This window comes from Collinsella sp. i05-0019-G5 (assembly GCF_042851345.1).
Lineage (GTDB): Bacteria > Actinomycetota > Coriobacteriia > Coriobacteriales > Coriobacteriaceae > Collinsella.
Genome location: NZ_AP031421.1, coordinates 1243813 through 1255961 on the forward strand (window position 1 = coordinate 1243813; position 12149 = coordinate 1255961).

The following is a 12149-nucleotide window of genomic DNA, read 5'->3' on the forward strand; positions in this document are numbered from 1 at the left end:
CGTGGTTCTATGGCGTCCCGATTTTGGCCGGGGCGCCATTTTTGTTAATTGCAAATGAGCGTCAGTGCAAGCGCTCCTGTATTTGTGCCGCGCCTTGCCGCTTTGCTGCCGCCCCGCACGCGTTCTACACCGTTTGCCGAGTTGCTATAGCCTTTTCTCGAAGCGTGGAATATACTTTCATTAACACGTTGCCTTGTGAAAGGAACTTACATGATTTACACGCTCACTGCAAATCCTGCCATTGACTACAACATTGCCTGCGACGGTCTTTCCGCCAACACCGTCACCCGTACGCGCAACGCGGTCTATACGCCCAACGGCAAGGGTCTCAACGTCTCGTTCACCCTCGATCACTACGGTGTCGACACCACGATCCTGGGCTTTTTTGCCGGTTTCTCGGGCGAGTTTATCGTCAAGGGCGCCGAGGCCCTGGGCGTGCCTGTCAAGCCTGTGTGGACTGACGGCATCACGCGCGTCAACGTATTCCTCAACGCCGGTCCCGACACCGAGTACAACATGGTCAACGCAGGCGCCGCCATCAATGCTGCCAACGAACAGGAGATGTTTGATCTTATCGATTCGCTCGATGACATGACCTGCCTGGTCATCAGTGGCTCGCTGCCCCCCAACACTTCCGAGGGCTTCTTGGCCGAGGTCCTGCGCCGTGTCAAGGCCAAGGGGGCCGAGTTCGTCCTCGACATCTCGAGCCATCAGCTGGCAGACCTCATTGCCATGGAGCCACTGCTGATCAAGCCCAATGACGACGAGCTGCTTGACATCTTTGGCATTAAGGTGAGCGGTGGCGACGATGAGTCTGTTAAGGGCGCAATGGCTGAGCTTCATGCCAAGGGCGCCAAGAACGTGCTGCTGACCCTTGGTGGCGCCGGTGCGTACTTCTCCAACGGCGAGCATATCTGGTTTGCCAACCGCACCTTTGAGGTCAAGCTGCTGTCGACCGTCTGCGCCGGCGATTCCTCGCTGGCCGCCTTCCTGTCCGTGTGGCACGACGCTCCCGAGCGCGTCGAGGACGCCCTGCGCCTCTCGATGGCTACCGGCGCCAACGTGGTGGAGTGCCCCGGTCTGGGCGATTTTGCCAAGGTGGACGAATATAAGAAGCACATCGAGGTTCGCCAGGTCTGCTAGCCGCATCGATACATCGTTGCCGAACACCCGCTTTGGATTCCCAAGGCGGGTTTTTGCGTTCTGGTCGTATGTGGCGCTTACTGTCCCGTTCGTTCGAATTGACCGCGTGATTGCATGTGCGCACATGCTCGTTTCTTGTTAGACTTCTTGAGAACCATCGATTAACGCTTACATGCGTAGGAGGCCATAGGTATGTGCAATGTTTCGCTCAACGGTACGCAGCCCTCAGACGCCTCCCTGCGTGTGCTACGTGCGCTTGAGGCAGCCGGTCTTGAGGCCTGGTTCGTGGGCGGTTGGGTACGTGACGCCCTGATGGGACGCCCCAGCCACGATGTCGACATGTGCTGCAGTGGTCTGTGGCAGGAGTCCAAGGCGGCTCTCGAGGTCGCCGGCATTGCGGTGGTTGAGTCGGGGATTAAATTTGGCGGCATTACTGCTATTTGTGACGATGAGCGCATTGAGGTCACGTCGTATCGCCTGGATGGTTTTTATACCGATGGTCGCCATCCCCAGAGTGTGGAGCGTGCGGCGTCGCTTGAAGACGATCTGGCGCGTCGTGACTTTACCGTTAACGCCATGGCTTGGCACCCCCAGCGCGGTCTTGTCGACCGCTACGATGGCCAGGGCGACCTTGAACGCAAGCTGATCCGTGCCGTTGGAGATCCCAAGCGTCGCTTTAACGAGGATGCGCTTCGCATGCTACGCGCGGTACGTTTTGCCTGTCGTTTGGATTTTATGATCGAGCCTAAGACTAAACTGGCGCTTGCCGAGTGCTCGCCGCTGCTCGATGCCGTGGCACGCGAGCGCGTGGGCATTGAGCTCGAAGGCATTCTTTCGACCGGTCATGGGGGAGACGCGATGCTGCGCTACCCCGAGCTTATTTGTGCCGCCGTGCCCGAGCTTTCGCCGGCTCGTGGGTTTGACCAGCGCAGCGTCTACCATGCCTTTAATGTCTACGAGCATATCGCTCGCGTGTTGACGGTGGCGGGGGAGCTGGCACTGTGTGACGGCGTCGCGCCTTCGTCGAGTTTAATGTGGGCAGCGTTTTTGCATGACGTCTCCAAGCCCGATTGCTTTACGGTCGACCATGCGGGCAGCGGTCACTTTTACGGTCATCCCGAGCTTGGCGCCAAGAAGGCGCGCGCCATTATGGATCGTCTGGCGCTTTCGCACGATTTGGTTCGCGATGTGTGTCTGCTTATCAGGTATCACGATAAGCCGTTGCGTCCCGAGCGTTCCTGTTTGCTCAATATGATGCGCTTGCTTTCGGGCGAGGGCGTCGACACGCCGCGTCTGATTGACGAGCTTATGGACCTTAAGCGTGCCGATACGCTGGGTAAGGCGCCGTCGTGCTTCTATTACGTCGAGACGATCGAGGAAATGCGCTCACTCGCCCACGGACTTCTTGAGGCTGGGGAGCCCTATACGCTCAAGATGCTTGCCATCAACGGCGGCGATTTGATTCGCGCCGGCGTCAAACCGGGGCCGGAGTTGGGGCAGCTTCTCAATGCCGCCCTCGACGCTGTGATCGAGGATAACGTCCCCAACGAGCGCGAAGCCCTTCTGGCCCATCTGCACCTGGGATAAACATCCTTCGGTTCGTCCCAAATGATCTACTTTGGTTGACCTGCGCGTTCCATAACCTCCCGACAAAATTTGGGCAATTTGGAATTTCTTCTTGCGCTCGCGTTTTTTGTCCCGTAATATATGTCTTCGCAGCACGGCAGTGCAGATGTCATGTGGCCCGTTCGTCTAGCGGTTTAGGACGCCGCCCTCTCAAGGCGGAGATCACCAGTTCGAATCTGGTACGGGCTACCACTTCTTTTCTGCTGAGGCTTATGGCCCGTTCGTCTAGCGGTTTAGGACGCCGCCCTCTCAAGGCGGAGATCACCAGTTCGAATCTGGTATGGGCTACCACGCATTTGATACCCGGGCTTCCCATGGAAGGCCGGGTTTTTTATTTTCAAACAACCGTCTGCAATTCCCGTTTGAACCAGAGCTTTGCGTTCTGCCTATGGCCCTTACGGGTACAATAACCAAGATATTTTGACTGTTAGAAGGAGTCTCATGACGGAGTCCTCTCAGCATACGTCTAAGCCCCAGGTCGAGGTTGAGGCCTCGGGCGGAGATGACAATAAGAGCGCACGCCGCGGCGCCATCTTTATCGGCGTCGTGCTGGTAGGTTATATCGTCTATCTGGTGGTAACCGGGCAGATGGGGCAGTTCTGGGCCGCTATGTCGAGCGTCCAGGCGTCATGGCTCGTTGTCGCGTGTCTTTGCATGTTCATGTACCTGTTCTTTGGCATTGTGGCCTATGCGATCGCCGTCTGGCTCGATCCCAATTCGCCCGTCGGCATCCGCGACCTGATCTCGGTCGAGGCGAGTGGCATCTTCTTTGGCAACCTGACGCCCATGATGATGGGCTCGACTCCCGCCCAGATCTACCGCCTGACCAAGGCGGGCCAAAACGTGGGCGAGGCCGGCGCCACGCAATTCACGCGTTTTATCGTGTACCAGTTTGGCCTGGTCGCCTGGGGCGCTATCCTGCTGCTCGCCCGTATGCCGTTTTTTGCCGAACGCTACGGCGACATGACGCTGCTGTGCGTCTTTAGCTTTGGTGGACACTGCTGCATCTTGCTTGGCATCTTCGCCGTCGCGCTCATGCCTAAGACCGTCACGCGCGTCGCCCATTGCATCATCAATTGGCTCGAGCGCATTGGTGTCTCGGCCACTAAGATCGAGGGTTGGCGCACGTTTGTCGATGGCGAGATCTACTCCTTCTCCGAGAAGTTCAAGCTTTCGGCCGGACATTTTTCTTCCATGCTGCTCACCGTGTTTATCACCATGCTGCAGCTCGCGTTTTTCTATCTGGTTCCGTATTTCCTGATGCTTGCCTTTGGCCACCACGAGGTCGACTTTTTCTCGGTCATGGCCGCGAGCGCCTTTGTCCAGCTGTTAAGCTCTGCGGTTCCCTTGCCCGGTGGAACTGGTGGCGCTGAGGGCGGCTTTGCATTGTTCTTGGGTCATTTCTTCGGTTCGGCTTCGACCGCCGGATATCTGCTGTGGCGTCTCATTACGTTTATTGCGCCTACCATTTTGGCTGCGCCCCTGCTGGGACTTAAGAGCGCCCACAACGAGAGCATCCATGCGCGCTGGGATCGCGTGATGCGCAAGCTCGGCCGCACGCCTCAGACGCCCTCTGCGCCCACTAAGCCGCACCCCACGAATGCTGACCGTTGATCCCAAGAAGCACGCTCAGAAGGCTTCTGGGACCGCAAAGCCGGCTCATAAGGCCTATGTGCGTCAGACAGGAGACGGTATTCGCGTATCTCCGTCGGCACTCAATAAGAAGAAGCACCCTAAGTCGCAGTAGGGCAGTCGTGCGTTCTTCATGATGCGAGGCATATTTGTGCTGTATGGGGGATAATCCTCTTACGTAGATTATCTCTCATCTGTTGATGAATGCTCGCATATCGAAGGGACACGCCCATGGCAACCAGCAAACCGCGTCTTGATCGTCGCATCGTTCGCAGCCGTAATGCCATCCTTTCGGCTTTCGAGCGCCTGCTCATGGAAAAGCCGCTGGCAGACATTACGGTGAGTGCTATTGCGCGCGAGGCCAATGTCGACCGCAAGACCTTTTACGTTCACTTTGGTACGGTTGACGGCCTGCTCGATGCCATTGCCGTCGATGTGGTGGAGATGATTGTCGACTCGGTCGAGAAAACGCTTGCTTCAATGGACGGCGACACCAACGAGCGCGCTCTTGGCGCGGCGGCGACCTTCTTTAAAACCGTTAACGAGGCACTGTGCAACAACTTGGTGCTTAATCGTCAACTTATCGAGAACATTCCGCTCGATGATTTTATGGCTCGTCTTCGTGCGCCGCTCGAGCACGAGATTGCCGAGCGCGATCTGCTGCCTCAAGGTCTCAAGGACGAGATGTTCGACTATTATCTGTCGTTTTTGCTGTCGGGTATTATCGGTATCTATCGCACGTGGGCATTGTCTGATGGCTCGGTTCCTATCGAGCGCGTCTCGGAGGTTGCCAACGACCTCACGCTCAACGGCCTTTCGAGTCTGGAATCTCGCTTGGATTAGGCCTAGTTGGGCTCGTCGGCGTGGAAATTCCTGTTCACGAGGTTCTCCGGCGCCTTGGAGACCTCGCCGGCGTAGGAGCTGTAGCCTGAGGATCCTTAAAAAAGTCCAGTTTATCCTTCCCACTCCAATTGGGAATCCTCCGATGCGCCTTCGCACGCTCGCATGACCTCGATACCATGCGAGCGTGCGAACTCGACGAGCTCTGCGTTGCGGGCGTTTATGGTGCCGAAGGCGGCGGGGCACACGATAAGGCGCGCACAGTGGACGAGGAGCTCTTTGGCGTGGGCTATGGTTTTATCCCCGATAGGCTCGAAGGCGCGCTCGGCCACGCATTCCGCCGCCAGGTCGCGCGCGAGCTCACAGTCGATGTCCCCTTCGTGCAGAACGCCCGCGTAGAACGCCTTGCCCTGCCGGATGAGCTGGCGAAACACAGCCGACCCCGTACCCGCGCCGGCGATGACGAACGTGTGCGCATCGCCGTGCGGGCGCCCAATTTCCACGCTGCCGAAGCGCTCGTTGAAGGTGCCATGTTGAAGGCCGTAGAGCTCGCCAATCGTCTCGCGCGTGAATATGTCCTCGGGTGCGCCGGCGCGGAAGACCCGACCGTCCTTCACGCAAATCACCTTGTCGGCGCTTTTCTGCGCGAGCTCGAGTTCGTGGATGGACATGATGACAGCCACATTCTGCGATTTCGCAAGGTGGCGAAGTATTCGCAGCAGGTCGATCTGGTAGCGGATATCGAGATACGATGTGGGCTCGTCGAGCACGAGCACACGCGGATCCTGCGCGATGGCGCGTGCGAGCATGACGCGCTGGCGTTGCCCGTCGCTTATCTGCATGAAGTCGCGCTCGGCGAGCTCTTCCACATGTGCGGTTTTCATGGCCTCGTCGACCCGACTATGGTCGTCGGGCAAGAGTGTGCCCATTCGCCCGGTGTAGGGATGCCTTCCTGCCTCTACGATATCGCGGCAGGTGAGGAGCTCGGTCCGGGGGCGATCTGTCAGCATAACGGCAAGGTTCCTTGCGAACTCCGCCGTCTTCCATCGGGAAATCTCCCGCCCGTCGAGCTCGACCGCGCCGGCAAGCGGTGCCAGATGGCGTGTGATGGTTTTCAAGATGGTCGACTTGCCCGAGCCGTTCGGCCCGATGAGCGCCACGACGTCGCCCGCGCGAACCTCCAGATCGACGCCTTCGACTACGACCTTCTTGTCGTAGCCCGCCGACAGGTCGCTTATGCGGAAAAGCGGTGCTCCGTCAGCCTGCGTTTCGACCGGGGTTTCGAGGTTCGACTCCGCTCGGAGGAGGCGTTCCGCGCGCAGTCCCGCACGAGCCGAAAGTGCCTTCTGGCGCTTTCGCGCGAGCTCAGGACTGTCTAAGCATGGAATGCCCCCTCCGAGCGTTTTGGGCCGCGGCATGAATTCCCCCATCTACCTCACTCGTTTCTTCAACATGAGCGCGATAACCACCGGCGCGCCGAAGATGGCGGTGACGGCGCTGATGGAAAGCTCGACGGGAGAGAACAGCGTGCGCGCGATCAAATCGCAGCCCGCGCAGAAGATGGCGCCTCCCAAGAAGCACGCAGGAATCACGCGGATGGGCTTCGACGACTTCAGCGCCGACTTCACGAGATGCGGAACTGCGATGCCTACGAACGACACCGGACCAGCGAAAGCGGTCACGCAGGCGGAGAGCATGCTCGCTAGAAGGACGAGCACCACGCGGAAGCGTGCGACGTTCACGCCGACGCTTTTCGCGTAGGCTTCTCCCAGCTGGAAGGCGGAAAGGGGCTTCGATATCGCGAATACGCATGCGCTCACGGTGATCACCACGACCGCGATGACCGCGACGTCGTCCCAGCTCGAACCCGAGAAGCTACCCAAAGACCAGTTGTGCAGGTTCACGATGGACTGGTCGTCGGCGAAGGCGATGAGGAAGTTCGTCGCCGCTGAGCAGATGTATCCCACCATGACGCCTGCCACGATGAGCATGGCCATGGAACTTATGCGCCGTGCGATGAGGAGCACGAAGCTGATGGTGATAAGCGAGCCCAGAAACGCTGCGGCCACCATGGCCGGGGAGGACATGGCCTGGTTCGCGCCCAGAAGTACAATCATCGTAAGCGCGACGACGAACTTTGCGCCCGAGGAGACGCCCAAGATGAACGGGTCGGCGATGGGGTTGTTGAAAAACGTCTGCAGCAGGAACCCGGAGAGCGAAAGTGCCCCGCCGAGAAGCACGGCTGAAAGCACGCGCGGCAGGCGAATCTCCCAGATGACTTGGCTTTCCATGGAATTGGCCGCGCCGCCCGAAAGGATGCCGGGGATGTGGTCTGCGGGCACGAGCACGCTCCCGATGCACAGGTTGGCCCCGACGAGCACGATGAGGGCAACAGCGAGCAGCGCCGTCACGACGCGACACCGCGCGGCGCGCCCCGATTCGTCGTATGCCATGGAAAGCCGGCTTCTCATGGCGCTAGCCGAGCTTTCTCAGATAATGGAAGTCGCTCGCGTCATCGCCGGTGAACGCCCCGTGCAGCTCGTCGATAATGTCGGCGGTAGAAGTCATCTGCTGGTACATGTCGGCGCTTGTGACCCAGGCGTTGCCGTTCTTCACGGCTTTGAACTGCGACAATAGCGCGTTTTTGCCTACGAAGTCGTTCAAGGTGGCAACCGATTCGTCGATGGTGCCGTTGTAGATGATGATGTCGGCATCCTTCGCCGTCGCGTAGAAGCGCTCCATTTCGAGCGTTACTGATGAACCTGACGTCGACGCCGTCTGCGCGTCATCGAGCGCGTAGCTGCCGCCTGCAAGCTCGATCATCTGCGCCACGTAGTCGCCCGCCCGCCGCGTGACGGCGGCCCCGTTCGAGTTAATGTAGAAATACGCCACGGTTTTACCTGACGACGCGAGCCCCGACGTTTGCTCGACGCGGGTCTTCTGCTCGTTGAACAGGTGCGCGGCCTCGTCTTCCTTGTCGAACAGGACGCCGAAAAGCTTAATCCACTCGACGCGCCCGAGTGCTTCGGGCTCGCTCGACGACTGTTCGGTGAGCACGACGAGCCCGAGCTTCTGCAGCTTTTCCTTCACATCGGGCGTGTGGTTGATCATGGTGTTCTCGATGGCGAGCGTGCAGCCCGAGGCCGATATTCGCTCGTAGTCGGGCTCGCTGTACTTGCCGCCGTAGGCGATCGCCCCACTTTCGAGTGCGCTTTTGAAGCCCGCGACCGAGCAATCGTCGGCCTTCGTGCCCGACATGATGATATTGTCGTTCGCATCGAGCGCGTCGACCAGGCACATCGTCGCCGACGACACGAGGTACACCTTGTCGGCGGGGCGCCTTATGACCGCGATGTCGGAGCTCAACCCATCAGGTACCTTCGCATCTTGCGGCACCACGAGGAAGCGCTCCCCGTTCGAAATGCAGATAAGCCGCAGGCCGCCTTCGAACTCGTCGACAGTGAAGTGTTCGGCGTATTCAAGCTGAAGCGTCCCCGTCGGCTTCCAGCCGCAGCCCAAATCGGCGTTGTGGAAGTCGGCCGCGGCGCTTGAAGCCGTTCCCGCAGGGGAGCCGCCGCTTGCTTCGTCGCCCGATTTCTCCTTCATGGTGGATGAGTCGAAGTGGATCGTGTAGTCGATGGTGTGCGGCGTCGACATGGCGACGGTCTCGGCCGACACGGCGATGTCCTCGTCGAGCGTGACGGGTATCTCGAACGTGGAGTTGCCGCCGTCGTTTATGGGCGCGTAGTCCACGCCGTCGACGGTCATCTTGTCGTAGTTCGAACTCGACCAGGTGATGGTCGCGGTGTAGGTGTCGCCATCCTTCACAATTGTGGTTGGTGAGGCGATGCTTGCGCGCCCTGACCCGCCGGAAAGCGAGACGCTCACAGTGTATTCCTGAGAGCCCGTCGTGGCACCGGTCGCGTTCGGGCTCGCACTGCACCCCGCGAAGGGAAGCGCGAGCAGGGCGACGAGAACGCAGGCGATCGCGCGCGCCGCGATTCTGTGGCGCTTTCTGTTTTCCCCCTTGGGAAGAATCGACCGCATGGCGTTACTTCAGTGCGTCGGCGCGCAGATCGACGCCGGCGGATTCGAACACGAGCGTGCGGTCGTACCACTGCTCTTTTCTAATACTCCACGCGGCGCAGGCGGTGTCCTCGTCGAGCGCTTCAACGGGCACGTCGTAGGTGTACTTGCCTTCCGCGTTTTCCACATAGGGGATGAAGTCGGCCTCGCTCGCGGCGGCAGCCTCGTCACTCGTGCCCATGAAGAGCTTGCCGTAGCCCGTGCCGGAAAGTGTCATCACGCAGTGCATGGAGCCGTTTTCCACGATGAGCTGGGCGTCCACAATCCTGAACATGTTCGAGCTGGAATCTACGGTGATCGGATAGGTGCCGTCGGCCACCTTGTCGGCGGTGATGGGGGCAGCGCTTGCGCCCTCGGGCGCATCGGCCGCCTGTTCGGTCTTTTCCTGGGAATCGGCATCGCTTGCCTTTGCGCTGTCGATTGAATTTCCGCCGCAGCCGGCGAGCGAGAACGCGAAAAGCGCCGCCGACAGGGCGAAGGCGAGGGTTTTCTTCAACATGGAGGGGGTTCCTTTCAATCGCTTCGACCGCCCGCGCCGTGCGGTGGGCGGGCGGGATGCGAATGCAACGGGCATGCGCCGTCGGTCGGGGAAGGCGCATGCCCGTTGCACGGGGACGCGACCGGCGCCCCCGTGCGCGGCGAGTTTACAGCTTGGCGATGGCGTCGTCCACGTGCGAGACGTAGATGTCGTCGACCGCGGCGTTCTGTCCCAGACCCTGGAGCAGGCACGTCACTTCGAAGCCAGCGGCCACGAACTTTGCAGCCCAGCTGTCGGGGTCGGTCTCGTCTGCCATGTCGTTGTTCGCGTGGTCGCCCGCGACCACCATGAACGGCGCGAGCACGGCCTTCTTGTACCCTGCGGCGCTCGCGGCGGCGATAACATCCTCACAGGTCGGCTCAGCCTCGACGGTGCCGACGAAGAACTGCGTCAAGCCCTCGTTCTTAAACACTTCCTGCATCTTGGCATAGTCGGCGTTGGAATCGGCTTCGGTGCCGTGGCCCATGAGGCACAGCGCCGTCTTGCCGTCGTCGAAGGACGCCATGTTCTCCTTAATGGCTGCGGCCACCTTCTTGTAGTCGTCGTCGGAGGTGAGCAGCGGGTCGCCGAGCGAGATCTTGTCGAACTTGTCGGCGTACTTGTCGAGCTCGTCTTTCACGTCGGCGTATTCCAGGCCAGCCATGAGATGCGTCGGCTGCACGACAATTTCCTTCACGCCGTCTTCCACGCAGCGGTCGAGCGCCTCGGTCATGTTGTCGATCGTGATGCCGTCGCGCTTCTTCAGCTTGTCGATGATGATCTGCGCGGTGAAGGCGCGGCGGATGTCGTAGTCCTGCCAGTACTTCTCGCGGATAGCGTCTTCGATGGCGCCGATGGTGATGTGGCGCGAGTCGTTGTAGCTCGTGCCGAAGCTCGTGACGAGGATGACCGGCTTCACGGCCTTCTCCTTTTCGCTCGATTTCTCGGAACTCGCGGAGGTGCTGGAGCAGCCCGCGAGCGCGACTCCGGCGAGCGCGAAGGCTCCGGTTGCTGCGGCGCCCATGAAGCCGCGGCGTGACATCTGGTCGGACATGGTTTTTCCTTTCCTCGGTTTGCCGGTCCCCCGGCGACAGTTGCTTGTCGGCACAAGCGAAAGAAAAGCGCGCCCCTCGGGGTTCACAAGGAGCTAACGCCACGGCGATGCCGTGAGGAAAAGGCGAAGCAGTCTGGCTTGGGGCGCGAGACGGTTCGCCTGCGCGTCCTACACAGTAATGTCCCTTGCCCAGGATTCCCACCTGGTTCCCTCCGCAAGCCAGCGCGGGCTGTGCGGGCGCCGCGCCGGTCATTTCCTTTTATCCGATTGTCATATGCTCGTTGCCGAAACTTTTACTATGATAGAGGGCACTTGTGAACGTGTCAAAGTCAGGGCGGGCGGCATTGCGCCTCCTGCCTGCGTATTTGCGCCGATTGCCGCCGCAGGCGCCGTGTTTTGTCCGCTGCGCGAATGGCGGCGTAAACGGTTGCGATGAGAAACGGGAAGGGAAGGCTCGGATGATTCATATCGTTGGCGCAGGCTCGGGCGCCGCCGACCTTATCACGCTGCGCGGGGCGCGCCTTCTGCGCGCGGCCGACGTGGTCGTTTGGGCGGGGAGCCTTGTGAACCCCGAGCTGCTCGCCGAGTGCAAGGAATCCTGCGTCGTCTACGACAGCGCGCACATGACCTTGGAGGAAGTGCTCGACGTGATGTGCGCGGCGGATGCACGGGGCGAGGAAGTGGTGCGCCTGCACACGGGCGACCCGTGCCTGTACGGCGCCATCCAGGAGCAGATGGACGCGCTCGACGCGCGCGGCGTGGACTACGAGGTGGTGCCCGGCGTGTCGAGCTTTTGCGGTGCCGCGGCGGCGCTTCGCCAGGAATACACGCTGCCGGGAATCAGCCAGTCGGTCGTGATCACGCGGCTTTCCGGACGCACCCCCATGCCCGCGGGCGAGGGCATGCGCACCATGGCGGAAAGCGGCTCGACTATGGTCATCTTCCTGAGCTCGGGTATGCTCGCCGAGCTTTCCGCCGAGCTTTTGGCCGCGGGCCGCAGCTCCAATGAGCCGGCGGCGCTCGTGTACAAGGCGACCTGGCCTGAGGAGCGCGTGGTGCGATGCACAGTGGGCACGCTCGCCGATGCGGGCGCGCGAGAGGGCATCGACCGCACGGCGCTCGTGGTGGTGGGCCGCGTGCTCGGAGCTCGCGGCGGACTTGCGCACGACGGCGCGCAAGCGGAGTCCTACGAGCGCAGCAAGCTTTATGACCCTTCGTTTGCCACGGGGTATCGGAAGGCGAGCAGCTAGC

Annotated in this window: 10 protein-coding genes and 2 tRNA genes; 7 read left to right on the forward strand and 5 right to left on the reverse strand. The window is 60.5% G+C overall.

Annotation, left to right across the window (positions count from 1 at the left end; translation table 11 throughout):
• The first annotated feature begins 210 nt into the window (after nt 1–210).
• The 6 genes from ACGHIZ_RS05670 (at nt 211) to ACGHIZ_RS05695 (ending at nt 5244) form a co-directional block, all read left to right on the forward strand.
• Nucleotides 211–1143: a 1-phosphofructokinase family hexose kinase gene (locus tag ACGHIZ_RS05670; protein WP_196022548.1), complete on the forward strand. Its 933-nt coding sequence runs from the start codon at nt 211–213 to the stop codon at nt 1141–1143.
• A 192-nt stretch (nt 1144–1335) separates the two neighbouring features.
• Nucleotides 1336–2730: a CCA tRNA nucleotidyltransferase gene (locus tag ACGHIZ_RS05675; protein WP_196022549.1), complete on the forward strand. Its 1395-nt coding sequence runs from the start codon at nt 1336–1338 to the stop codon at nt 2728–2730.
• A 154-nt stretch (nt 2731–2884) separates the two neighbouring features.
• Nucleotides 2885–2961: transfer RNA gene (locus ACGHIZ_RS05680), tRNA-Glu, on the forward strand.
• A 22-nt stretch (nt 2962–2983) separates the two neighbouring features.
• A tRNA-Glu gene (locus ACGHIZ_RS05685) sits at nt 2984–3060 on the forward strand.
• Nucleotides 3061–3210: 150 nt separating this feature from the next.
• Entirely contained in the window at nt 3211–4383 is a 1173-nt protein-coding gene (locus tag ACGHIZ_RS05690; protein ID WP_390449827.1) for a YbhN family protein, read from the forward strand.
• Between the two features lie 249 nt (nt 4384–4632).
• A complete protein-coding gene (locus ACGHIZ_RS05695) occupies nt 4633–5244 on the forward strand; it encodes a TetR/AcrR family transcriptional regulator (protein WP_171021509.1) in 612 nt (203 codons plus the stop codon).
• 110 nt (nt 5245–5354) lie between these two features.
• On the opposite strand, the gene ACGHIZ_RS05700 is transcribed toward ACGHIZ_RS05695, so the two are convergent.
• From ACGHIZ_RS05700 to ACGHIZ_RS05720, 5 genes are all read right to left on the reverse strand, one after another.
• Nucleotides 5355–6659: an ABC transporter ATP-binding protein gene (locus ACGHIZ_RS05700; protein WP_115596251.1), complete on the reverse strand. Its 1305-nt coding sequence runs from the start codon at nt 6657–6659 to the stop codon at nt 5355–5357.
• Nucleotides 6660–6671: 12 nt separating this feature from the next.
• The gene (locus ACGHIZ_RS05705; RefSeq protein WP_195245786.1) at nt 6672–7694 is read right to left on the reverse strand and encodes an iron ABC transporter permease; all 1023 of its coding nucleotides are present in this window, start codon (nt 7692–7694) and stop codon (nt 6672–6674) included.
• A 22-nt stretch (nt 7695–7716) separates the two neighbouring features.
• Complete coding sequence (locus ACGHIZ_RS05710; protein ID WP_390449832.1) at nt 7717–9069, reverse strand: ABC transporter substrate-binding protein; 1353 nt, start codon at nt 9067–9069, stop codon at nt 7717–7719.
• Nucleotides 9070–9292: 223 nt separating this feature from the next.
• Nucleotides 9293–9826 carry a hypothetical protein gene (locus ACGHIZ_RS05715; RefSeq protein ID WP_138340773.1) on the reverse strand — a complete coding sequence of 178 codons (534 nt, stop codon included), beginning with the start codon at nt 9824–9826 and terminating at the stop codon, nt 9293–9295.
• Between the two features lie 145 nt (nt 9827–9971).
• Nucleotides 9972–10898, reverse strand: a complete 927-nt coding sequence (locus ACGHIZ_RS05720; protein ID WP_035138221.1) for a sirohydrochlorin cobaltochelatase — start codon at nt 10896–10898, stop codon at nt 9972–9974.
• 458 nt (nt 10899–11356) lie between these two features.
• Here ACGHIZ_RS05720 and cobM point away from each other — a divergent pair, with 458 nt between their 5' ends.
• The gene (gene cobM / locus ACGHIZ_RS05725; protein ID WP_195245784.1) at nt 11357–12148 is read left to right on the forward strand and encodes a precorrin-4 C(11)-methyltransferase; all 792 of its coding nucleotides are present in this window, start codon (nt 11357–11359) and stop codon (nt 12146–12148) included.
• The last annotated feature ends 1 nt before the right edge of the window (nt 12149 follow it).

Bases quoted from the DNA above. Each gene is read 5' to 3' on its own strand.
- ACGHIZ_RS05695 (WP_171021509.1), top strand. From the start codon at position 4,633: ATGGCAACCAGCAAACCGCGTCTTGATCGTCGCATCGTTCGCAGCCGT.
- ACGHIZ_RS05715 (WP_138340773.1), bottom strand. From the start codon at position 9,826: ATGTTGAAGAAAACCCTCGCCTTCGCCCTGTCGGCGGCGCTTTTCGCG.
- ACGHIZ_RS05705 (WP_195245786.1), bottom strand. From the start codon at position 7,694: ATGGCATACGACGAATCGGGGCGCGCCGCGCGGTGTCGCGTCGTGACG.
- ACGHIZ_RS05670 (WP_196022548.1), top strand. From the start codon at position 211: ATGATTTACACGCTCACTGCAAATCCTGCCATTGACTACAACATTGCC.
- cobM (WP_195245784.1), top strand. From the start codon at position 11,357: ATGATTCATATCGTTGGCGCAGGCTCGGGCGCCGCCGACCTTATCACG.
- ACGHIZ_RS05690 (WP_390449827.1), top strand. From the start codon at position 3,211: ATGACGGAGTCCTCTCAGCATACGTCTAAGCCCCAGGTCGAGGTTGAG.
- ACGHIZ_RS05720 (WP_035138221.1), bottom strand. From the start codon at position 10,898: ATGTCCGACCAGATGTCACGCCGCGGCTTCATGGGCGCCGCAGCAACC.
- ACGHIZ_RS05700 (WP_115596251.1), bottom strand. From the start codon at position 6,659: ATGCCGCGGCCCAAAACGCTCGGAGGGGGCATTCCATGCTTAGACAGT.
- ACGHIZ_RS05675 (WP_196022549.1), top strand. From the start codon at position 1,336: ATGTGCAATGTTTCGCTCAACGGTACGCAGCCCTCAGACGCCTCCCTG.